The organism is Prevotella herbatica (assembly GCF_017347605.1).
Taxonomy (GTDB): Bacteria; Bacteroidota; Bacteroidia; order Bacteroidales; family Bacteroidaceae; genus Prevotella; species Prevotella herbatica.
In genome coordinates, this window is the sequence record NZ_AP024484.1 from 3,171,079 (window position 1) to 3,191,598 (window position 20,520).

Genomic DNA, 20,520 nt, shown 5'->3' on the forward strand with positions numbered 1-20,520 from the left:
ATCGAAGACAATACAAAATAAATTTATTTATTTTTATTGTTGGGGTGTGGCTTATCCCATTTTTTATTTTATTTATTGTAACTTTGCACTCAGAGAACAATTCAATAAATAAAATTATGTATTTTACAGGAATTATCATAGCCATTATTACTTTCTTTATTATAGGGATTTTTCATCCTATTGTAATCAAGACTGAATATTATTTTGGAACTCGCCCATGGTGGTTGTTCCTCGTTATTGGTATCGTGTCTATTATTGGCTCTTTATGTGTTGATAATGTTATATTGTCATCAATATTTGGAGTACTTGGAGCTACACTTTTGTGGAGTATCGGAGAACTTTTTGAACAGAAGAAAAGAGTAGAGAAGGGCTGGTTTCCAAAAAATCCGAATAAGAAATGAAGACAACATTACTATTGATTGGTAAAACTGTCAATAAACATTTTGTAGCTAACATAAATGATTATAGTGAGCGCATTTCTCATTATATGCCTTTTGATATTAATGTTATTCCTGAAATAAAAAACACTAAGAATCTAACCGAACAACAGCAGAAAGATCGAGAAGGTGAGTTGATTTTAAAGGCTATTTTATCTTCTGATACAGTTGTTATTCTTGACGAGCATGGTGATAATTTCCGCTCTGTTGAGTTTGCTACTTGGTTACAAAAAAAGCAGAATACTGCTCGTAGGCTTGTATTTGTTGTTGGTGGACCTTATGGTTTTTCGCAAGCTGTATATGAGCGTGCAAATGAGAAAATATCGCTTTCAAAAATGACATTCAGTCACCAAATGGTGCGTGTCGTTTTCACTGAGCAAATTTATCGTGCATGCACTATTATAAAAGGAGAACCCTATCATCACGAATAGGGTTCTCGTTTAACAATATCTTAATTTTTTATTTTAAGAGAATAATGCCCTGCATTGAATTCCATTTGCATTATCCGCTTTTCGGTTATCTTCTGTGCAAGATCAAGTGCAACATGTCCCATAGTTCTTCTTAAATTTAGTTCCACACATGGATGGATTTTACCTCCATTTAAAATCATCATGTCAATACCAAATGGACCAGAATATATACCTTTAAGTTTGTCTTTCATCATGGGTGAAATTGCATTCCTTATTTCGATAAGGATGTCTGCGTTTATATATCTTGATAGCAATTCTTGTTTTTCATCTTCCGGTGCAAGAATGTTACCCATATAAGCGCCGTTTGATGTGCTGAATACAGATAGCCCTAGATATTCAATTTCGCCATTTACATGAGCAGTGAATTCCATTCCAAAATCACGTATTTTATTGTAATAAGGCTCAACCATGACTAGTCCTTGCTTTCTTATTATATTTTTTATCCATCCTTCCAAATGGTCGTTTATCCCTTCGTTTTGAAGATCTAAATATCTCAATCCACGACCGCTACTACTCCAAGGAGCTTTTAATACGTATTGATAAGCTAATCCATTATCACTGTTATCCAATACATCTATTAGATTGTTGTAGTCATTCACCGCTACAGATTCACCAACACATGTGTTGTCACAGTCTAATAAAATTTGTAATAAGTTTTTTGAAGCCCAGTTTCTTCCACTTATTTCACGTATATTTTCTAGCTGTGTGTTATTAGGCAAAATTCCATCTAGCTTTCCTTCAGATGCAACACTTAATTTATATCTTATAGTCTTATCCCATCCCCAAGGTAATACTTCAAGCTTTTGTTTATCTATTTTATGTAAGTCATTCCAATCAATGTACTTTACATTCTGTAAATAGCTCTTGCAGCCATTACCATGGACTGCATTGCTAGAGTTGTCAACAAGCACATAATCAGATTTGTCTGCCCATAAGGCAGGAATAAATCCAAGGTCCATTTGCATTTGTCTTACTGCATGTGGGGCTGTCATTTTTTCATTGTCACCAGCTAGAGCTATGTCATGCCCTGGATTGAATATGTGTAATTTCATTATATTCTATTTTTCATCACCATTCAGACGTAATGTTCCGGCCTTCTTAATGATGTCCTTTATTACTTCTCCGCCGATAATCAGACCTGCTGCTGCTGGTACCCATGCGTTACTTGCCGGAATGGTTCTCCTTTCGGTGCATTTTCTCATGTCCTTATCTGGGCAGATACAATGAAATCTACAACTTATATTAGGGTCGTCTATTGGTGTTAGCGGCTGTTCTTCGCTATATACGACTTTAAGTTTTGGGATATTCAGTTGTTTAAGTTTTTTTCTGATAACTTTTGCCAATGGGTCCATTTTCGTTTTATTGATGTCAGCTATTTTAAAAGCAGTCGCGTCAAGTTTGTTTGCTGCACCCATGCAAGATATTATTGGTATATTCAATTTGTGGCAACGCTTTATCAGTTCTAGTTTAGCACTTACCGTGTCAATACAGTCGACAACATAATCAAACTTACTCAAGTCTATCGTATCAGCATTTTGTGGCAAATAAAACATCTGATACTTGTTTACGATGCATTTCTTATTAATATCATGAATGCGTTCTTCGGCGACGTCAACCTTGTATTTGCCAACAGTTGATAGTAGTGCGTAAATTTGCCTGTTTACATTTGTCAAGCATACTTTGTCATCGTCAAAAACATCCAGTTGTCCAACACCACTGCGTGCTAGAACCTCTACAGTGTATCCACCAACACCACCTATTCCAAATACAGCTACACGTGATTCAGTAAGTGTTTCTATCGCTTCTTTTCCCAATAATAGTTGGGTACGTGAAAATTGATTTTGCATTTATACTAATATCTACTTTTTCAAAATTTCTGCAAAGGTAACGATTTTCGTAAATTATGCCCATGTTTTTTGTGTTTTTTAGTTTTAAAACAAAAAAGTATTGTCTCGAAAATAATAAAATTCCATTTAACTTGCCTATAGTCAGTGGATTGGCTATTCAATACTTATATCTTAAAAGTCTAAATGCTCACATAATAGTGTGTAAGTTTATAAAGGAATGCAATATTATTATTATAAGATAGGCTATACTTCGAAAAACAAAGAAAAAAATGATTTTCCTTTGCTTTTCCACTCGTTTGCACTATCTTTGCAAAAGAATTACGTAATTATGGGAATTTTCGGACTTTTTAATAAAAAGAAAAAAGAGACTCTTGATAAGGGACTCGAGAAAACTAAAGAGAGTGTTTTTAGTAAGCTGACTCGTGCTGTAGCCGGTAAATCTAAGGTTGATGATGAAGTACTTGATAATTTGGAAGAAGTGCTGATCACCAGTGATGTTGGTGTTGATACAACATTGAAAATCATTGGACGAATAGAAGAAAGGGTAGCGCGGGATAAATATGTTTCAACTTCTGAGCTCAATGATATATTGCGTGAAGAGATTGCAGCTTTATTAGCTGAAAATAATACTGATGATAATGATAGCTGGGATTTACCGGCTGATCATAAACCATACGTGATACTTGTTGTAGGTGTAAACGGAGTTGGAAAAACAACTACTATCGGTAAGTTGGCATACCAATTTAAGAATGCTGGAAAGAAAGTTTATATAGGAGCTGCTGACACATTCCGTGCTGCAGCTGTTGAACAGATTTCTATATGGGGCGAGCGTGCTGGAGTTCCTGTAATTAAGCAACAAATGGGCTCAGACCCAGCTAGTGTGGCTTTTGATACTCTTCAAAGCGCAAAGGCTAATGGGGCTGATGTCGTCATTATTGATACCGCTGGTCGTTTGCATAATAAATTAGGACTGATGAACGAGTTGAAGAAGATAAAGGATGTGATGAAGAAAGTTCTTGTAGAAGCTCCTGATGAAGTTATGCTCGTTTTAGATGGTAGTACTGGACAGAACGCCTTTGAACAGGCTAAACAATTCTCAGCAGTTACGAATATTACAAGTCTTGCAATTACAAAACTTGACGGTACAGCAAAGGGCGGTGTCGTTATCGGTATCAGCGATCAGTTGAAAGTGCCGGTTAAATATATCGGACTTGGCGAACAAATGGAAGACTTGCAGTTGTTTAACCGTAAGGAATTCGTAGATTCATTGTTTGCCTAAATCAATTGAAACATTTACATGAAGAAAAATCAGATAGATATAATTACAATGGGCTGTTCTAAGAATCTCGTTGATAGCGAACTTCTTATGAAACAGTTTGAAGCAAATGGTTATCATTGTGTTCATGACAGTAAACGTCCTGAAGGGGAGATAGCCGTTATTAATACCTGTGGTTTTATAGAAACAGCCAAAGAGGAAAGTATTAATACTATATTGGAATTTGTTAAAGCCAAAGAGGATGGGAGATTAAACAAACTTTATGTTATGGGATGCTTGTCTCAGAGATATAAAGATGAACTTGAAAAAGAAATTCCTGAGGTTGATAAATTCTATGGAAAATTTAATTATAAGCAACTGCTTTCAGATTTAGGAAAATCAGAAGTTACTTCTTGTAGTGGGAAGCGTCATCTTACAACCCCACATCATTATGCTTATCTTAAGATAGCAGAAGGTTGTGACAGGCATTGTGCATATTGTGCTATTCCTATTATTACGGGCAAGCATGTTAGCCGTCCTAAAGATGAGATATTACAGGAAGTCAAGGATATGGTAGCAAGTGGAGTTAAAGAATTCCAGATCATAGCCCAGGAACTTACTTATTATGGGGTAGATATAGACGGACATAGACATATTGCTGACTTGATAAGTGACATAGCTGATATAAATGGCGTAAAATGGGTCCGTCTACATTATGCATATCCTAATCAGTTCCCTTTGGACTTGTTGGATGTAATTCGTGAGAAGCCAAACGTATGTAAGTATCTTGATATAGCTTTGCAGCATATTTCCAATAACGTGCTAGATGCAATGCATCGTAATGTTAGTAAGGAGGAAACAAAGGAACTGATCACTAAGATACGTGAGTCAGTACCTGGTATTCACATCCGTACAACATTGATGGTTGGATTCCCTGGAGAGACAGAAGAGGACTTCAATGAATTGGTAGATTTTGTGAAATGGGCTCGTTTTGAACGTATGGGAGCTTTCGCCTATTCGGAGGAGGAAGGGACGTATAGTGCAGAACATTATGAAGACAATGTTCCTGAAGATGTAAAGCAACGTCGCCTAGATACCCTTATGGCTATTCAGCAAGATATAAGTGCAGAGATTGAAGCAGAGAAAGTCGGAAAGGTGATGAAAGTCATCATTGATCGCAAGGAAGGTGAATATTATATTGGTAGAACTGAGTTTTGTTCTCCTGAAGTTGATCCTGAAGTGCTCATAAAAGTCGCTGACAAGAAACTGCGTGTAGGATGTTTCTATAATGCCAAGATAATGTCAAGTGAAGAATTTGACCTTTATGGAGAAATAGTATAAATCAACATGAACAACAAGGAATTTATTTCAGAATTAGCGCAACGTAGCGGTTACACACAAGCTGATACTCAAAGGCTTGTTAACACAGTAATTGCGAGTATGGGTGATGCCTTTGAAGGAGGAGAGAACGTCGCATTGTCAGGTTTTGGTTCCTTTGAAGTGAAGAAGCGTATGGAACGAGTTGTTATTAATCCTGTTACAGGACTTAAAATGCTGGTTCCACCAAAGCTGGTGCTTGGTTTTAAACCTATTGCGGCTATAAAGGAAAAACTTAAAAAAGGAGGAGACGCGCATGAGTAACGTAAAAGATTTATCTCGTATCCTCGCTGATAAGCAAAAGTTGGATTTGGCAGATGCCGAGAAATTTTTGTCATTGATGATAGATGTCGTCAATGATGGACTTCTTGATAATAAGCTTGTGAAAATAAAAGGGCTTGGTACGTTTAAAGTTACTAGCGTAAGTCCTCGTGAAAGTGTTGATGTAAACACGGGAGAGCGAATACTTATAGAAGGTAGAGACAAAATTTCTTTCTCGCCTGATAATGCGATGAAAGAGCTTGTAAACCGTCCTTTTTCTCAGTTCGAAACAGTTGTTGTTAATGATGGTGTTGATTTTGGGCAGGACGAACAGGCTGATGATGATTCGCTTGATGAAACTTCAGAAGATGCGTCTGATGATGTTGAAGAAACAATAGAGTTATCTGTAGAGCAAAAAGAAGAAGAACAAGTTGAATGTGAAACAGAAAAGGTTGCTAAAACCAATGATGACAATACATCCGATTCTTGTGATAAGGAGATAGGAATACAGGAATTAAGTAACACGGTTAAAGAAAAAGTTGAAAGTGTTACCGGTAGTGATGTAGAACAGGAAACAGAAGAAAATATTGAGTTGTCTGCTGAACCGGAACAGGAAAGTGAAACTGTTGACATTAAAATAAAAGAAGTTACTCCTGAACCAGAACCTGTTGTAGAAAGTGCTGTTGGTAAGGTCATAGAACATCATAATCAAAATGTGATTGAAACTTCAGAGAGAATTGACTGTAATGAAGAAAACTCTGAGGAATCGGAACCTGTTAAGAATACAACAGGGATAAATAAGCTCTTGATTATTTCAGTATTTGCATTATTTATATTGTCAGCTGGTGCATTGTGGTATATGTATAATGAAATAACTGAACGTAACTGTCGTATTGAGAGTTTGATTAGTCGGTTAGAGGAACGAAAAGCTACGCCGAAAGCCAAACCTATAAAACCTACGGCAGTAAAGCCTGTACCGGTTGTAAAGAAGCCGACGGAGAAAGTAAAGAGCCCTGATATTATTAGCACAAATAATGTGAAGGTGGAGAATAAACCTGCCGTCACAGAAGAATATGAGGCAATGAATAATAGTGATGCACGTGTACGCACTGGTGCATATAAAATAGTAGGAGTACAAAAGACAGTAAAGGTAAAAGCGGGTCAGACATTGAACTCTATCAGTAGATTGTATTTCGGTCCTGGAATGGAATGCTATATAGAGGTGATGAATGGCAAAAAGGAATTGAAGGAGGGTGAAACCATAAAGATTCCAGAACTTAAAAATAAACGTTCCAAATAAAGTTACTGTAATTCGATGGCGGTAATATATTTCGATATATTAAAAAATTTGCTGAATTCGATTTTATATTGTAATTTTGTGCTCGATTTAAACATTTGAATATGATTCTTAAGAAGAAAAAATGGCATTGCCTGCCTGGTCAGCCAATTACTGAACTTGATAAGCAAGTGATGTCTTGGGAGAAAAAAGGCAAGGAAGTGCCTAGTCGTGACCTCATAAAAACTCCAGAGCAGATTGAAGGCATTCGCAAAAGTGGTGTCATCAATACTGGTTGTCTTGATGAGGTTGCTAAGAATATTCATGTAGGTATGAATACGCAAGAGATTGATGATATTTGCATGGCTTATTGTAAGGAGCATGATGCCACACCTGCATGTTTGAATTATGAAGGCTATCCAAAAAGTGTTTGTACTAGTATAAATGAGGTAGTATGTCATGGTATTCCTAAAGAAGAGGATGTTCTTGAGGAAGGTGATATCATAAATGTAGACATGACGACGATTTTCAACGGATATTATGCTGATGCTAGCAGAATGTTTATCATAGGCAAGACTACTCCTGAAAAGGAACAGCTTGTAAGAGTTGCAAAAGAATGTCTTGAGATTGGCGCTGAAGCTGCAAAACCATATAGTTTTGTTGGTGATATTGGTCACGCAATACAAAAGCATGCCGAGAAATATCATTATGGAGTTGTACGTGATTTATGTGGTCATGGTGTAGGATTGGATTTTCATGAGGAACCTGATGTAATGCATTTTGGTCATAAAGGTTCTGGAATGTTGCTTGTACCTGGTATGGTATTTACGATTGAACCGATGATTAATCAAGGCACATGGAAAGTTTTCCTTGATGCTGATGATCCTTATGAATGGGAGATTGTTACAGGTGATGAATTGCCAAGTGCTCAATGGGAGCACACATTTGTTATGACAGAGCATGGACTGGAAATCCTTACATATTAATAGTAAAGACTTAAAATGAAATTCGAAATATATGGAGAATAAAGATATTTATATATTAGGTATTGAGTCTTCGTGCGATGATACCTCTGCAGCTGTGTTGAAAAATGGTGTGCTTCTTTCTAATGTTACAGCTTCACAGGATGTTCATAAAGCTTATGGTGGCGTAGTTCCTGAGTTGGCTTCACGTGCACATCAGCAAAATGTAGTTCCCGTAGTTGATCAGGCTATAAAGCGTGCTGGTATTACAAAGGAAATGCTAAGCGCAATAGCTTTTACACGTGGTCCAGGATTGATGGGTTCTCTTCTTGTAGGTGTGAATTTCGCAAAAGGATTTGCACGTTCATTGAATATCCCTTTGATAGATGTCAATCATCTTCAAGGTCATGTTATGGCTCATTTTATTAAGGAAAACGACGATGATACAACAGCTCCACCTTTCCCATTTATCTGTCTCTTGGTTTCTGGTGGCAATTCACAGATTGTTAAAGTAAATGCATATAATGATATGCAGGTTCTTGGACAGACTATTGATGATGCTGCTGGTGAGGCGATTGATAAGTGTTCAAAGGTTATGGGACTTGGATATCCTGGCGGCCCTATTATAGATAAGCTTGCTCGTCAGGGTAATCCTAAAGCGTATAAATTTTCAGAACCTCATATTCCTGGATTGAATTATTCTTTTTCAGGATTGAAGACGTCTTTCCTATATAACCTTCGTGAGTGGGTAAGTGAGGATCCTGATTTTGTAGAGCATCATAAGCAAGATTTGGCTGCAAGTTTGGAATTTACAATTGTAGATATCCTTATGAAAAAATTACGTAAGGCTGTAGAAGATACTAATATTACTCATGTTGCAGTAGCTGGTGGAGTATCTGCTAATAATGGACTTCGTAATGCTTTCCGTGAGCATGCTGATAAATATGGTTGGACAATATACATACCTAAATTTAGCTATACAACTGATAATGCCGCGATGATAGCATGTGTAGGTAATTTTAAATATGAGGATAAGGATTTCGGCTCTATAGATATGCCGGCTTTCTCAAAAGTAACCTTTAAGTAAATGATATGGAATTAGAAAGTAAAGTATTAAGTAAAGAAATACAGCAATATTTGTATGATAATGACCTTACTCTCGGAACTGCTGAAAGTTGTACCGGTGGACGTATTGCAGAAGCTATAATCTCAGTACCAGGGGCTAGTAATTACTTCAAGGGAGGAATTATTAGTTATACAAATGAGATAAAGGAAAACCTATTGCATGTTTCTCACGAAACGTTGGAAGAGCAGACTGCTGTTTGTGAAGATGTTGCCAAGCAAATGGTTGCAGGAGCATGTGATGCACTGAATGTTGATTATGCTATTTCTGCAACAGGCGTAGCTGGACCAGCAGGAGGTACACCTTCAATACCTGTTGGTACGATATGGATAGGATATGGTTGCAAGGATGATATACGTACGTTTAAGTTGGAAGAAGACTTTGGACGAGATATAAATCTTGCTATTGCATCAAGAAAAGCTTTGAGATTATTTTTGGATTTTGTTAAAGAAAAGAATCCGAAAGAGTAACTCAAAACAAAAAAATACTTAAATATAAGTATTCTTTAGGGAAATATTTTGGGAAATTCAAAATTATTTGTAATTTTGCACCCTGTTTGGAATAAGTATCAAAAAACGAAAACAAAAATTAAAGATAGTAATGTCTAAGATTTGTCAGATTACAGGAAAGAAGGCACAGTTAGGTTGTAATGTGTCTCACTCAAAGCACCGTACAAAGAGAAGCTTTGATGTTAACCTCTTCAGCAAAAAATTCTACTATGTAGAAGAGAATTGCTGGATTAGCCTTAAGGTCAGCGCTGCTGGTCTTCGTCTCATTAATAAAGTCGGTCTTGACGCTGCCTTGAAGCAGGCTGTTTCTAAGGGTTATTGCGACTGGAAAGACATTAAAGTAATAGGAGAATAATTATCATGGCAAAGAAAGCTAAAGGAAATAGAGTGCAGGTCGTTCTAGAGTGCACTGAAATGAAGAATAGCGGACTTCCAGGAACAAGCCGTTACGTAACAACAAAAAATCGTAAGAACACTCCTGAGCGTCTTGAATTGAAAAAATTCAACCCAATCCTGAAGAAGATGACTCTTCACAAGGAGATTAAGTAATAACCCTTTTAAATTCATATAAGATATGGCAAAGAAAGCGGTCGCTACCCTCCATGAAGGTTCTTCGGAAGGTCGCGCATATTCAAAGGTAATAAAGATGGTAAAGAGCCCTAAGACTGGTGCTTATGTATTTGATGAGCACATGGTTCCTAATGAGGCTGTTAAGGATTTCTTTAAGAAGTAATTCTATTAAGAACTAAATAAAAAAGGTTGTAAAGTTTCGCTTTACAACCTTTTTATTTTTGTATATTTTTATAAGTTGTTTATCAACTAAGATTATCCTATCTTCTAAAACTGCCGTTTACAGATGAAAGCGAATAAGTCTCTTGTGATACATATATGCTCTGGTTGCTATTATAGACAAGAACTTATAGCATATTAATAGAACAAAATAAAAGAATCAGTAAGTAAAATATTCGTAAAAAACAAACCCTGTTATGAATAATCTACTAGTATTGGTTATTTGAAAAACTTCGTATACTCGTTTTCAAAGTTTGGTGTGAAGACATTTTTGCCAATATTGTTTAATAATTCATTATGGCTCCAGAATCTTCCACCGTCCAATTCCTCTTTGCTTGGCTGTACCTCTCCATCATATATCGTTTTGTGTACATAAACCAATTCTTTTTCACGCGCACTTTCAAAAACATAGTGCCCCATATCCTGTGGTGTGAAATCTGTTATTCCTAGTTCTTCCCTTACTTCTCGTTTCAGTGCTGTTTTTACATCTTCACCTAGATCGATATGTCCACCACATGCCGTATCCCATTTTGAAGGTTGAATATCTTTCCATGCAGGACGTTTTTGTAGGTAAAGATCTCCATTGCTGTTGAAAACATGTAGGTGCACCACTGGATGTAATTTTTTGCTTCCGCTGTGTGCTTCTCCGCGACTTATTGCCCCGATAATGTTTCCTTGTTCATCAACAAGAGGAAACATCTCATTTTTGTTATCTTTCATATTTTATAATTTAGCTTTAAAGGTAAAGCAATCCGGGAATAGTCCTTCTAGCTCTTTAGGTTCCTCTTTGAACAGACCGTAAATAGAGCTTCCGCTACCACTCATTTGAGCAAATACAGCGCCTTTTTCATAAAGCTTGTTCTTAATGTTGCTTAGTTCAGGATGATTTGTGAATATTGATAATTCAAAATCATTAACCAACAGATCTTTCCATGTATATATAGATTTGTGAACTATTTCTTTACAGCAAATTTCAGGTGTGCGTGGTGCAACGTTTGCATAGGCCTCTTTCGTAGAAACCGCAATATCTGGTTTAACAAGGAATAAATAGTATCCGTTTAGATTACCCTTTGGTCCATCTGCTGGCATAAGTTGATCACCGATACCTGTAGCGTAACATGGTTCGCAACCAATGAAGAATGCACAGTCTGCACCAAGCTTGGCAGCATATCTTTCCATTTCCGCATTACCTATGTTAAGTCTGAAACGTTCATCAAGAAGTTTTATCATGTGGGCTGCATCACTAGATCCACCACCCAAGCCAGCTTGTGAAGGTATTCGTTTATAAAGATGTGCATGTACTCGTGGAAGTTTATAGTCTTCAGCTATTAAATTGTAGGCTTTTACAACTAGATTGTTGTTCTCGTCACATTCAATAGCGTTTCCAGTAACTTTTAAGTCGCAATCGTTTTCTGATGGAAATTTCTCATCCATATATTTTATCTCTAAAGCATCATATAATGGAATAGGGTAGAATACCGTTTCCAGATTGTGATAACCATCGGAACGTTTGCTTACGATGTTCAGTCCAAGATTAATTTTAGCACATGGAAATATAATCATAGTTTTTTATTTTTAATTATGTACACAAAGATATTGCAAACACGAGCATAATCACCAAACTTGTTTGAATGTTATGCTGCGAGCAGATGTATCTTATGCAAAAATACAAAAAATCTAATAACCATAATATTATATAAACAAAAAAATTATTACCTTTGTCACAAATCATTAATTTATGGCAGAAAATAACAGCAATAATACTAAAAAACGTAAGACTTCTACCCCAATAGATACAACTTATGGTCATCTTCAACCGCAGGCTACAGACATTGAAAGAGCGGTACTCGGTGCTTTAATGATAGACAAGGATGCATTTTCAATGATTTCAGAGATTATACGTCCAGAGACTTTCTACGAGCCAAGAAACCAAAAAATATATCAGGCTATTCAGAACCTGAATATGAGTGAGCGCCCTGTTGATATCATGACCGTTACCGAAGAATTGAAAAAGGAAGGTACTATTGATGATATTGGTGGTCCTGGCTACGTGCTAGATATCAGTGCTCACGTGGCATCTTCTGCTAATGTGGAATATCATGCTCATATCTTGGCACAGAAATTTCTCGCTCGCCAGCTTATTCAGTTTGCTAGTAGGATTGAGGAAAAAGCTTTTGATGATACCGTTGACGTTGATGCATTGATGCAGGAGGCCGAAGGTACATTGTTTGAGATATCACAGAAAAATATGAAGCAGGACTATACTCAGATAGATCCTGTTATTCAACAGGCTGTGGACATCTTGCAAAAGGCTTCAGCCAATACTGGTGGTTTGACTGGTGTTCCAACTGGATATACTCAGTTAGATGAAATGACGAGTGGATGGCAGCAGAGTGACCTTGTTATTATTGCTGGACGTCCAGCCATGGGTAAGACTTCTTTCGCACTTAGTTTGGCAAAGAATATAGCTGTTGATTATAGAATCCCTATTGCGTTCTTCTCTCTGGAAATGAACAACGTTCAGCTTGTAAACCGTTTGATCTCGAATACTTGTGAGATTGCGGGTAGCAAAATGCTGAACGGACAGCTTACTCCTGATGAATGGGAACGTCTTGACAAAAATCTTAGAAAGTTGACAGGTGCTCCTGTCTATGTGGATGATACCCCAGGTTTGTCAGTATTCGAACTCCGTACTAAAGCCCGTAGGTTGGCACGTGAAAAAGGAGTTAAGATTATAATGATTGACTACCTTCAGTTGATGAATGCCAATGGTATGAAGTTTGGTAGCCGTCAGGAGGAGGTTTCAACAATATCAAGATCATTAAAAGGATTAGCAAAGGAATTGAATATACCAATACTTGCACTTTCTCAGTTGAATCGTACGGTTGAAAATCGTGATGGACTTGAAGGTAAGCGTCCTCAGCTTAGTGACTTGCGTGAATCAGGAGCTATCGAGCAGGATGCCGATATGGTACTTTTCGTGCATCGTCCTGAATACTATCATATTTTCAATGATGAAAAGGGTAACGACCTTCACGGAAAAGCTCAAATCATTATTGCAAAGCATAGAAAGGGTGCTACTGGAGATGTAATACTTACATTTAAGGGTGAATATACTAGATTCCAAAATCCAGAAGAATCTTATGGTCTACCTCAGGGTGGTGGAGAGATTATTGGTTCGAAGATGAACAACGGTGATGCTGCTCCTCAAGACAATCCATTTGGTGATATGCCACCTATTCCTCAAGGAGACAATATGCCTTTCTAGTTTGAATTAAATAATAAAAACGATTTAAAAAGTTATCAAAAGTAGTAATCTGAAAGATTTTTAGATAAAAATGTTTTAATTCTTTTGTGTATTTAGAAATATATCATTACCTTTGCATTCGTAAATACAAAATAGTATATGATTACATCTCTAAACATATTGAGCATTATTATTCGAATTCGACTTCAAAAAGTGAGTGGAAGTGGTAAGGTGCGCATATAGATGATGTAAAAAGATATTTAAAGCCTTTCTCACTTCCGTGTAAGTGTGAAAGGCTTTTTCATTGGGAAATAATTAAATATAAATATACAAATATATGAGTGACAGATTGTTTGTTTTTGATACCACTCTTAGAGATGGTGAGCAGGTGCCGGGATGTCAGTTGAATACTGTTGAGAAAATACAGGTTGCAAAGGCTCTTGAGCAGTTGGGAGTAGATGTTATTGAGGCAGGTTTCCCTATATCATCTCCAGGTGATTTTAATTCTGTTGTTGAAATTTCCAAAGCTGTTACATGGCCAACAATATGTGCCTTGACAAGAGCTGTGCAAAAAGATATTGATTGTGCTGTTGATGCTCTAAAATATGCAAAACACAAGCGTATCCATACAGGAATAGGAACTAGTGATTCTCACATCAAATATAAATTCAACTCTAATAGAGAAGAGATAATTGAGCGTGCTGTTGCAGCCGTTAGTTATGCAAAAAAATATGTAGAAGATGTAGAGTTTTACGCAGAAGATGCAGGTAGAACTGATAATGAATATTTGGCAAGAGTTGTAGAGGCTGTCGTTAAAGCTGGTGCTACAGTTGTCAACATTCCTGACACAACAGGTTATTGCCTTCCTGATGAGTATGGAAATAAGATTAAGTATCTCATGGAACATGTTGATGGCATGGATAAGGCAATCCTTTCAACTCATTGTCATAACGATTTAGGTATGGCTACTGCAAATACTCTTCAAGGTGTCTTGAATGGTGCGCGCCAGGTAGAAGTAACTATAAATGGAATAGGAGAGCGTGCTGGTAATACTGCCCTTGAAGAAATTGCTATGATACTTAAATGTCATAAGGGCATTAACATTGACACGAATATCAATACAAATAAGATTGTTCCTATGTCTAGAATGGTTTCTAGCTTAATGAACATGCCAGTGCAGCCTAATAAGGCTATTGTTGGACGTAATGCATTTGCACATTCAAGCGGTATTCATCAAGATGGTATATTGAAGAATGTACAGACTTATGAAATAATCAACCCAAAGGATATCGGCTTAGATGATAATTCGATAGTATTGACTGCTCGTTCAGGAAGGGCAGCTCTGAAATATCGTCTGCATGTAAATGGTATCGATATTGAAGACGAGGAAAAGCTTGATAATTTATATAAGAAATTCTTACTGTTGGCTGATAAGAAGAAAGAGGTTAGCGATGAGGATGTAATGATGTTGGCTGGTGCCGATCAGACAGATGCTCATGGAGTGAAACTTGATTACCTACAGGTAACTACTGGTAAAGGTGTAAAGAGCGTTGCAAGCATTGGACTTGATTTGGCTGGTCAGAAGTTTGAAGAAGCATCTTCGGGCAATGGTCCTGTAGATGCAGCCATCAAGGCTTTGAAAAAAATCATACAGAAGAAGATGTTTTTGAAAGAGTTTACTATTCAGGCAATAGATAAGGGCTCTGATGATGTGGGTAAAGTTCACATGCAGGTAGAATATGATGGTCATGTATATTATGGTTTTGGTGCTGATACAGATATTGTAACTGCCAGTGTAGAGGCATATATAGATTGTATTAATAAGTTTAAGATTCGCTAATTTAGGTAATAATAATAAACAGACATATTTATGAATACATTATTTGACAAGATTTGGGACAAACATGTTGTTCAGACCATTAAAGACGGTCCTACACAGCTATACATAGATCGTCTTTATTGTCACGAAGTAACTTCCCCTCAGGCTTTTGCAGGAATGCGTGAAAGGGGATTGAAGTGCTTTAGATCTGACAAGATATATTGTATGCCAGACCATAATACACCTACCCATGATCAGGATAAACCTGTTGATGATCCTATTTCACGCAAACAACTTGACACGCTTGATAAGAATTGTGATGACTTTGGATTGAAAGAGTTTAAAATGAATACCAAAGATAACGGTATAATCCATGTAGTCGGTCCTGAGAAGGGACTCTCTTTGCCAGGAATGACAATTGTATGTGGTGACTCTCACACTTCAACTCATGGAGCAATGGGGGCTGTTGCTTTCGGTATTGGCACATCAGAGGTAGAAATGGTTATGGCTTCTCAATGTATTCTTCAGCAGAAGCCAAAGAGTATGAGGATAAATATAAATGGAAAACTAAGTCCTAATGTTGTGGCTAAGGACGTAGCTCTTTACTTGATGAGTAAACTTACTACTAGTGGCGCAACTGGTTATTTTGTAGAATATAGTGGTCATGTAGTGCGTGACATGTCTATGGAAGGCAGATTGACTTTGTGTAATCTATCTATCGAGATGGGAGCACGTGGAGGTTTTGTCGCTCCTGATGAAAAGACTTTTGAATATATCAAAGGTCGTGAATATGCTCCAAAAGGAGAAGAATGGGACAAGGCATTGGCTTATTGGAAAACTTTAAAGAGTGGAGACGATGCTATATTTGATAAAGAATTGAATTTTAATGCTTCTGATATTGCACCACGTATAACTTATGGTACTAATCCAGGAATGGGTATTGCTATTGATAAAACAATACCTACTCTTGATACAATAGATGAGAAGGAGCAAGCTTCATTCATGAAGAGTCTTGAGTATATGGGATTTGCTCCTGGTGAGAAACTTCTTGGTCACTCTATTGACTACGTTTTCCTTGGCGCATGCACCAACGGAAGAATTGAGGATTTCCGTGCTTTTGCAAATATTGTGAAAGGAAAGAAAAAGGCTGATAATGTAACGGCTTGGCTTGTTCCTGGTTCTTGGCTTGTTGATGAGCAGATTCGTGAAGAGGGTATAGACAAGATTGTTGAAGCTGCTGGCTTTGAAATTCGTCAACCTGGATGTTCTGCTTGTCTTGCAATGAATGATGATAAGATTCCTGCTGGAAAGTATTCTGTTTCGACAAGTAATCGTAACTTTGAAGGACGACAGGGACCTGGTTCACGTACAATACTTGCTTCTCCGCTAGTAGCTGCCGCTGCCGCTATAACGGGTAAAATAACTGATCCACGAACTCTTTAATATAATAATTATGAAACAGAAATTTAACGTTATAACATCAACTTGTATTCCATTGCCGTTAGAGAACGTGGATACAGACCAGATAATTCCAGCTCGTTTTTTAAAAGCAACAGATAAAGAAGGTTTTGGTGATAATTTATTTCGTGATTGGCGATATAATAAGGATGGTTCAATAAAGAAAGATTTTGTTTTAAACGATTCTAGATACAGTGGAGTCATACTTGTAGCTGGTAAAAACTTTGGCTCTGGTTCATCTCGTGAACATGCTGCTTGGGCTATTGCTGGATATGGATTCAGAGTTGTAATAAGTTCTTTCTTCGCTGATATTCATAAAAATAATGAACTTAACAATTTTGTGCTTCCTGTAGTTGTGTCAGAAGGTTTTCTTCAGGAACTTTTTGATAGCATAAGCGAAGATAACAAGATGGAGGTGAAGGTTGATTTACCAAATCAGGTTGTTACTAATTTAAAGACAAGAAAGAGTGAGCGATTTGAAATAAACGGATATAAGAAACATTGTCTTATGAATGGTCTTGATGATGTAGACTTCCTTGTGGAGAATCGTGATAAAGTTGAATCATGGGAGAACGCAAACAAATAGAAATAATGGATTGCACGCTTCGTGATGGAGAACAGACCAATGGTGTGTCTTTTCTCCCTCATGAGAAGCTGATGATAGCTCGTGCCCTGTTATCTGATGTAAAGGTTGATCGTATTGAGATAGCTTCTGCAGGTGTGTCTGAAGGTGAAAAGGATGCTGTACGCATGATTTGCCGTTATGCCGAACTTAATGGTGTGCTCAATAAGGTTGAGGTTCTTGGTTTTGTTGATGGTAATAAGTCGGTTGATTGGATACATGATTGTGGTTGTCGTGTCATAAATCTTTTGGCTAAAGGTAGTTTGAAGCATTGCGAATTGCAGCTGAAGAAAACTATAGATGAACATATTCATGATATAGTAGAAGTTCTTGATTATGCCAAAAAATCTAATATGCAAGTAAATCTTTATCTTGAAGACTGGTCTTCAGGTATGAAGGATTCTCCAGAATATGTTTTTAAGCTTATAGATTCTCTTCATGACAAGAATATATGTCGTTTTCTTTTGCCTGATACATTGGGGATATTGAGTCCTACTCAGACTATGGATTATATAAGTCAGGTCGTGGAACGTTATCCAGATGTTCATTTTGATTTCCATGCCCATAATGACTATGATATGGCTGTGGCTAATTCGCTTGCGGCAGTTAAGGCTGGTGTTAAAGGATTGCATGTCACTGTGAATGGGTTGGGAGAAAGATGTGGTAATGCTCCATTATCGTCTGTGCATGTTGTATTGAAAGATATGTATGCTTTCTCTACCAATATAGATGAAACTTCATTGGTTTATATAACTCACCTTGTAGAGGGCTATAGTGGTATTGCTGTAGCACCAAATACTCCTATCGTTGGTGATAATGTTTTTACTCAGGTTGCTGGTGTCCATGCTGACGGTGATAATAAAGATAAGCTTTATTGCAATGATTTGGTTCCAGAAAGATTTGGACGTCATCGCGAATATGCCCTTGGTAAAAATTCTGGTAAAGCAAATATTACTCAGAATCTTAATGAACTAGGACTTGTACTTAATCCTGAACAGACAAAGGCGGTGACACAGCGCATCACTCAGCTTGGCGACAGAAAAGAATTAGTTACTCAGGAGGATTTACCATATATTGTCTCAGATGTGTTGAAACATAGTATTCCTGATGAGAAAGTTAGACTTGTAAGTTACATGGTGTCAACCTCTTATGGTATGCGACCTATAGCAAGTCTTAAGGTCTCAATAAACGATGTCTGCTATGAAGCAGACTCCACTGGTGACGGACAGTATGATGCATTTGTTAAGGCTTTACGTAAAGTTTATAAGAATAATCTCAATAGGGAGTTTCCTTTGTTGGATAACTATCAGGTTAGTATTCCTCCTGGTGGACGCACGGATGCCTTGGTGCAGACTATTATTACATGGATTAAAAGTGATGGTAAGATGTTCCGTACTAGAGGACTTGATGCTGACCAGACTGAGGCTGCCATTAAGGCAACAATAAAGATGCTCAATATGATTGAGAATCCTGAAAGTAGATAAAAGAATTTAAAAATATAATATAATGAATTTAAAGATTGCTGTTTTGGCCGGTGATGGTATCGGACCGGAGATAATGAAACAAGGTGTTGCTGTATTAAATGAAGTAGCAGCTAAGTTTAACCACAAGTTTACATACACAGAAGCTCTTTGCGGTGCTCATGCTATTGATGAAGTTGGAGATCCTTTTCCTGACGATACATTTAAAGTTTGCATGGATGCTGATGCTGTATTATTTGCTGCTGTAGGTGATCCTAAGTTTGATAATAATCCAACTGCTAAGGTTCGTCCAGAGCAGGGTCTGCTTGCAATGCGCAAGAAGTTGGGGCTTTTTGCCAATGTACGTCCTGTTGCTACTTTTGAGTGTCTTCTTCATAAGTCTCCTTTGAAGGATGAACTGTTGAGAGGTGCTGATTTTGTGGTAATTCGTGAACTTACTGGTGGTATGTATTTTGGTGAGAAGTATCAGGATAATGACAAGGCATATGATACAGATATTTACACACGCCCAGAAATTGAACGCATCTTGAAGGTTGCTTTTGATACAGCGATGAAGCGTAATAAGCATCTTACAGTTGTTGACAAGGCTAATGTTCTTGCTTCAAGTCGTCTTTGGAGATTGATAGCTAAGGAAATGGAAACATCTTATCCTGAAGTAAACACAGATTACATGTTTATTGATAATGCATCAATGCGTGTCCTTACAGAGCCTACATTCTTTGATGTTATTGTTACAGAAAATACCTTTGGTGACATTCTTACAGATGAAACAAGTTGTATTACTGGTTCTATGGGACTTCAACCATCTGCAAGTCTTGGTGAGCATACTCCTTTGTTTGAACCTGTTCATGGAAGTTGGCCTCAGGCTACCGGTAAAAATATTGCTAATCCTATCGCTCAGATTCTTTCTGCTGCAATGCTTCTTGAGCACTTCGGACTTAACACAGAGGGACAACTTATCCGTAAGGCTGTGGATGCAAGTCTTGACGCAAATGTACGTACTCCTGAAATTCAGGTTGAAGGTGGCAACACTTACGGAACTACAGAAGTAGGAAAATGGATAGCTGATTATATAAAGAATAATTAATAGATATATCTATAAATATTTAATCGCCACAGTAGTGTAATAACTATTGTGGCGATTTAATTTTTCATATTTAGGCATGTCCCTAGTGCTTTTTCGTGTTTTTAGCTACGGAAGCTACGACATCTCTGGTAAGCCTTTAAACAGAGGGGAAGACGAGACATAGCTTGCAATATTTAGCTTCGATGAGCTACGTCTTAGCTACGTCATCCATTTCTGCTTATATAATGTACGCGCATACACGCGCACACTTAGGGTTTTGAAAAATATAAGTGTCGAAGTGTCAACTTAATGAATATCAATATTTTATCGACGAATCTGACTAATAAATGTGACGGTAAATTGACGGTCAAATTTCAAGTTTTGCATGCGTTTCTATATAGAAACGTAACTCTTTCTATATAGAAACACAAGCTTTTCTACGATGTTTTACCTCCTATTGCTTCGTAAAACGCACTGCAATATAACGTAAAACGGACAGCAAAACATCGTAAAACGCATCG

Annotated in this window: 22 protein-coding genes; 18 read left to right on the top strand and 4 right to left on the bottom strand. The window is 37.2% G+C overall.

What is annotated here, in order from left to right; all coding sequences use genetic code 11:
- Nucleotides 1–116: 116 nt before the first annotated feature.
- The gene (locus prwr041_RS12170) at nt 117–401 is read left to right on the top strand and encodes a DUF4491 family protein (RefSeq protein WP_207154065.1); all 285 of its coding nucleotides are present in this window, start codon (nt 117–119) and stop codon (nt 399–401) included.
- Nucleotides 398–868: a 23S rRNA (pseudouridine(1915)-N(3))-methyltransferase RlmH gene (rlmH, locus tag prwr041_RS12175; protein WP_207154066.1), complete on the top strand. Its 471-nt coding sequence runs from the start codon at nt 398–400 to the stop codon at nt 866–868. The genes prwr041_RS12170 and rlmH overlap by 4 nt, the downstream gene beginning before the upstream one ends.
- Nucleotides 869–888: 20 nt before the next feature.
- On the opposite strand, the gene prwr041_RS12180 is transcribed toward rlmH, so the two are convergent.
- Nucleotides 889–1,959, bottom strand: a complete 1,071-nt coding sequence (locus tag prwr041_RS12180; protein ID WP_207154067.1) for a hypothetical protein — start codon at nt 1,957–1,959, stop codon at nt 889–891.
- Between the two features lie 6 nt (nt 1,960–1,965).
- Nucleotides 1,966–2,754 carry a tRNA threonylcarbamoyladenosine dehydratase gene (locus tag prwr041_RS12185; protein WP_207154068.1) on the bottom strand — a complete coding sequence of 263 codons (789 nt, stop codon included), beginning with the start codon at nt 2,752–2,754 and terminating at the stop codon, nt 1,966–1,968.
- A gap of 328 nt (nt 2,755–3,082) precedes the next feature.
- On the opposite strand from prwr041_RS12185, the gene ftsY reads away from it, so the two are divergent.
- From ftsY to prwr041_RS12235, 10 genes are all read left to right on the top strand, one after another.
- Nucleotides 3,083–4,033 carry a signal recognition particle-docking protein FtsY gene (ftsY, locus tag prwr041_RS12190; protein ID WP_207154069.1) on the top strand — a complete coding sequence of 317 codons (951 nt, stop codon included), beginning with the start codon at nt 3,083–3,085 and terminating at the stop codon, nt 4,031–4,033.
- An 18-nt stretch (nt 4,034–4,051) separates the two neighbouring features.
- Nucleotides 4,052–5,350, top strand: coding sequence for a 30S ribosomal protein S12 methylthiotransferase RimO (rimO, locus tag prwr041_RS12195; RefSeq protein ID WP_207154070.1), 1,299 nt, complete (start codon nt 4,052–4,054; stop codon nt 5,348–5,350).
- Between the two features lie 6 nt (nt 5,351–5,356).
- Entirely contained in the window at nt 5,357–5,650 is a 294-nt protein-coding gene (locus prwr041_RS12200) for an HU family DNA-binding protein (RefSeq protein ID WP_207154071.1), read from the top strand.
- Nucleotides 5,643–6,947 (top strand): HU family DNA-binding protein, encoded by a 1,305-nt coding sequence (locus tag prwr041_RS12205; RefSeq protein ID WP_207154072.1) that lies wholly within the window; start codon nt 5,643–5,645, stop codon nt 6,945–6,947. Before prwr041_RS12200 ends, prwr041_RS12205 begins: the two co-directional genes overlap by 8 nt.
- 101 nt (nt 6,948–7,048) lie before the next feature.
- Nucleotides 7,049–7,909, top strand: coding sequence for a type I methionyl aminopeptidase (map, locus tag prwr041_RS12210; protein WP_207154073.1), 861 nt, complete (start codon nt 7,049–7,051; stop codon nt 7,907–7,909).
- 31 nt (nt 7,910–7,940) lie between these two features.
- Nucleotides 7,941–8,972 carry a tRNA (adenosine(37)-N6)-threonylcarbamoyltransferase complex transferase subunit TsaD gene (gene tsaD, locus prwr041_RS12215; RefSeq protein ID WP_207154074.1) on the top strand — a complete coding sequence of 344 codons (1,032 nt, stop codon included), beginning with the start codon at nt 7,941–7,943 and terminating at the stop codon, nt 8,970–8,972.
- Between the two features lie 5 nt (nt 8,973–8,977).
- Nucleotides 8,978–9,478, top strand: a complete 501-nt coding sequence (locus prwr041_RS12220) for a CinA family protein (RefSeq protein ID WP_207154075.1) — start codon at nt 8,978–8,980, stop codon at nt 9,476–9,478.
- A gap of 130 nt (nt 9,479–9,608) precedes the next feature.
- Nucleotides 9,609–9,872, top strand: a complete 264-nt coding sequence (gene rpmB, locus prwr041_RS12225) for a 50S ribosomal protein L28 (RefSeq protein ID WP_207154076.1) — start codon at nt 9,609–9,611, stop codon at nt 9,870–9,872.
- A gap of 5 nt (nt 9,873–9,877) precedes the next feature.
- Nucleotides 9,878–10,066, top strand: a complete 189-nt coding sequence (rpmG, locus tag prwr041_RS12230; protein WP_207154077.1) for a 50S ribosomal protein L33 — start codon at nt 9,878–9,880, stop codon at nt 10,064–10,066.
- Nucleotides 10,067–10,091: 25 nt separating this feature from the next.
- Nucleotides 10,092–10,250 (top strand): DUF4295 domain-containing protein, encoded by a 159-nt coding sequence (locus prwr041_RS12235; RefSeq protein ID WP_207154078.1) that lies wholly within the window; start codon nt 10,092–10,094, stop codon nt 10,248–10,250.
- 275 nt (nt 10,251–10,525) lie between these two features.
- Here the strand turns inward: prwr041_RS12235 and prwr041_RS12240 are convergent, their stop codons facing one another.
- Both prwr041_RS12240 and ispE read right to left on the bottom strand, forming a co-directional pair.
- Nucleotides 10,526–11,026 carry an NUDIX hydrolase gene (locus prwr041_RS12240; protein WP_207154079.1) on the bottom strand — a complete coding sequence of 167 codons (501 nt, stop codon included), beginning with the start codon at nt 11,024–11,026 and terminating at the stop codon, nt 10,526–10,528.
- Nucleotides 11,027–11,029: 3 nt separating this feature from the next.
- On the bottom strand, nt 11,030–11,869 hold the full coding sequence (gene ispE / locus prwr041_RS12245; RefSeq protein WP_207154080.1) for a 4-(cytidine 5'-diphospho)-2-C-methyl-D-erythritol kinase: 840 nt from the start codon (nt 11,867–11,869) through the stop codon (nt 11,030–11,032).
- Between the two features lie 175 nt (nt 11,870–12,044).
- Here ispE and dnaB point away from each other — a divergent pair, with 175 nt between their 5' ends.
- The 6 genes from dnaB (at nt 12,045) to leuB (ending at nt 20,020) form a co-directional block, all read left to right on the top strand.
- Complete coding sequence (dnaB, locus tag prwr041_RS12250) at nt 12,045–13,574, top strand: replicative DNA helicase (protein WP_207154081.1); 1,530 nt, start codon at nt 12,045–12,047, stop codon at nt 13,572–13,574.
- 316 nt (nt 13,575–13,890) lie between these two features.
- Nucleotides 13,891–15,393, top strand: a complete 1,503-nt coding sequence (locus tag prwr041_RS12255) for a 2-isopropylmalate synthase (RefSeq protein ID WP_207154082.1) — start codon at nt 13,891–13,893, stop codon at nt 15,391–15,393.
- A gap of 30 nt (nt 15,394–15,423) precedes the next feature.
- Nucleotides 15,424–16,815 carry a 3-isopropylmalate dehydratase large subunit gene (gene leuC / locus prwr041_RS12260; protein WP_207154083.1) on the top strand — a complete coding sequence of 464 codons (1,392 nt, stop codon included), beginning with the start codon at nt 15,424–15,426 and terminating at the stop codon, nt 16,813–16,815.
- A 10-nt stretch (nt 16,816–16,825) separates the two neighbouring features.
- On the top strand, nt 16,826–17,416 hold the full coding sequence (leuD, locus tag prwr041_RS12265) for a 3-isopropylmalate dehydratase small subunit (RefSeq protein ID WP_207154084.1): 591 nt from the start codon (nt 16,826–16,828) through the stop codon (nt 17,414–17,416).
- Entirely contained in the window at nt 17,395–18,936 is a 1,542-nt protein-coding gene (locus prwr041_RS12270; protein ID WP_207154085.1) for an alpha-isopropylmalate synthase regulatory domain-containing protein, read from the top strand. Before leuD ends, prwr041_RS12270 begins: the two co-directional genes overlap by 22 nt.
- A 22-nt stretch (nt 18,937–18,958) precedes the next feature.
- Nucleotides 18,959–20,020, top strand: coding sequence for a 3-isopropylmalate dehydrogenase (gene leuB, locus prwr041_RS12275; RefSeq protein WP_207154086.1), 1,062 nt, complete (start codon nt 18,959–18,961; stop codon nt 20,018–20,020).
- The last annotated feature ends 500 nt before the right edge of the window (nt 20,021–20,520 follow it).

Excerpts from the sequence above, each read along its gene's own strand:
- tsaD (WP_207154074.1), top strand. The coding sequence starts at position 7,941 with ATGGAGAATAAAGATATTTATATATTAGGTATTGAGTCTTCGTGCGAT.
- map (WP_207154073.1), top strand. The coding sequence starts at position 7,049 with ATGATTCTTAAGAAGAAAAAATGGCATTGCCTGCCTGGTCAGCCAATT.
- prwr041_RS12185 (WP_207154068.1), bottom strand. The coding sequence starts at position 2,754 with ATGCAAAATCAATTTTCACGTACCCAACTATTATTGGGAAAAGAAGCG.
- prwr041_RS12255 (WP_207154082.1), top strand. The coding sequence starts at position 13,891 with ATGAGTGACAGATTGTTTGTTTTTGATACCACTCTTAGAGATGGTGAG.
- ispE (WP_207154080.1), bottom strand. The coding sequence starts at position 11,869 with ATGATTATATTTCCATGTGCTAAAATTAATCTTGGACTGAACATCGTA.
- dnaB (WP_207154081.1), top strand. The coding sequence starts at position 12,045 with ATGGCAGAAAATAACAGCAATAATACTAAAAAACGTAAGACTTCTACC.
- prwr041_RS12205 (WP_207154072.1), top strand. The coding sequence starts at position 5,643 with ATGAGTAACGTAAAAGATTTATCTCGTATCCTCGCTGATAAGCAAAAG.
- prwr041_RS12220 (WP_207154075.1), top strand. The coding sequence starts at position 8,978 with ATGGAATTAGAAAGTAAAGTATTAAGTAAAGAAATACAGCAATATTTG.
- leuD (WP_207154084.1), top strand. The coding sequence starts at position 16,826 with ATGAAACAGAAATTTAACGTTATAACATCAACTTGTATTCCATTGCCG.
- prwr041_RS12240 (WP_207154079.1), bottom strand. The coding sequence starts at position 11,026 with ATGAAAGATAACAAAAATGAGATGTTTCCTCTTGTTGATGAACAAGGA.
- prwr041_RS12235 (WP_207154078.1), top strand. The coding sequence starts at position 10,092 with ATGGCAAAGAAAGCGGTCGCTACCCTCCATGAAGGTTCTTCGGAAGGT.
- rpmB (WP_207154076.1), top strand. The coding sequence starts at position 9,609 with ATGTCTAAGATTTGTCAGATTACAGGAAAGAAGGCACAGTTAGGTTGT.
- prwr041_RS12200 (WP_207154071.1), top strand. The coding sequence starts at position 5,357 with ATGAACAACAAGGAATTTATTTCAGAATTAGCGCAACGTAGCGGTTAC.
- prwr041_RS12170 (WP_207154065.1), top strand. The coding sequence starts at position 117 with ATGTATTTTACAGGAATTATCATAGCCATTATTACTTTCTTTATTATA.
- prwr041_RS12180 (WP_207154067.1), bottom strand. The coding sequence starts at position 1,959 with ATGAAATTACACATATTCAATCCAGGGCATGACATAGCTCTAGCTGGT.
- rlmH (WP_207154066.1), top strand. The coding sequence starts at position 398 with ATGAAGACAACATTACTATTGATTGGTAAAACTGTCAATAAACATTTT.
- ftsY (WP_207154069.1), top strand. The coding sequence starts at position 3,083 with ATGGGAATTTTCGGACTTTTTAATAAAAAGAAAAAAGAGACTCTTGAT.
- rimO (WP_207154070.1), top strand. The coding sequence starts at position 4,052 with ATGAAGAAAAATCAGATAGATATAATTACAATGGGCTGTTCTAAGAAT.
- rpmG (WP_207154077.1), top strand. The coding sequence starts at position 9,878 with ATGGCAAAGAAAGCTAAAGGAAATAGAGTGCAGGTCGTTCTAGAGTGC.
- prwr041_RS12270 (WP_207154085.1), top strand. The coding sequence starts at position 17,395 with ATGGGAGAACGCAAACAAATAGAAATAATGGATTGCACGCTTCGTGAT.
- leuB (WP_207154086.1), top strand. The coding sequence starts at position 18,959 with ATGAATTTAAAGATTGCTGTTTTGGCCGGTGATGGTATCGGACCGGAG.
- leuC (WP_207154083.1), top strand. The coding sequence starts at position 15,424 with ATGAATACATTATTTGACAAGATTTGGGACAAACATGTTGTTCAGACC.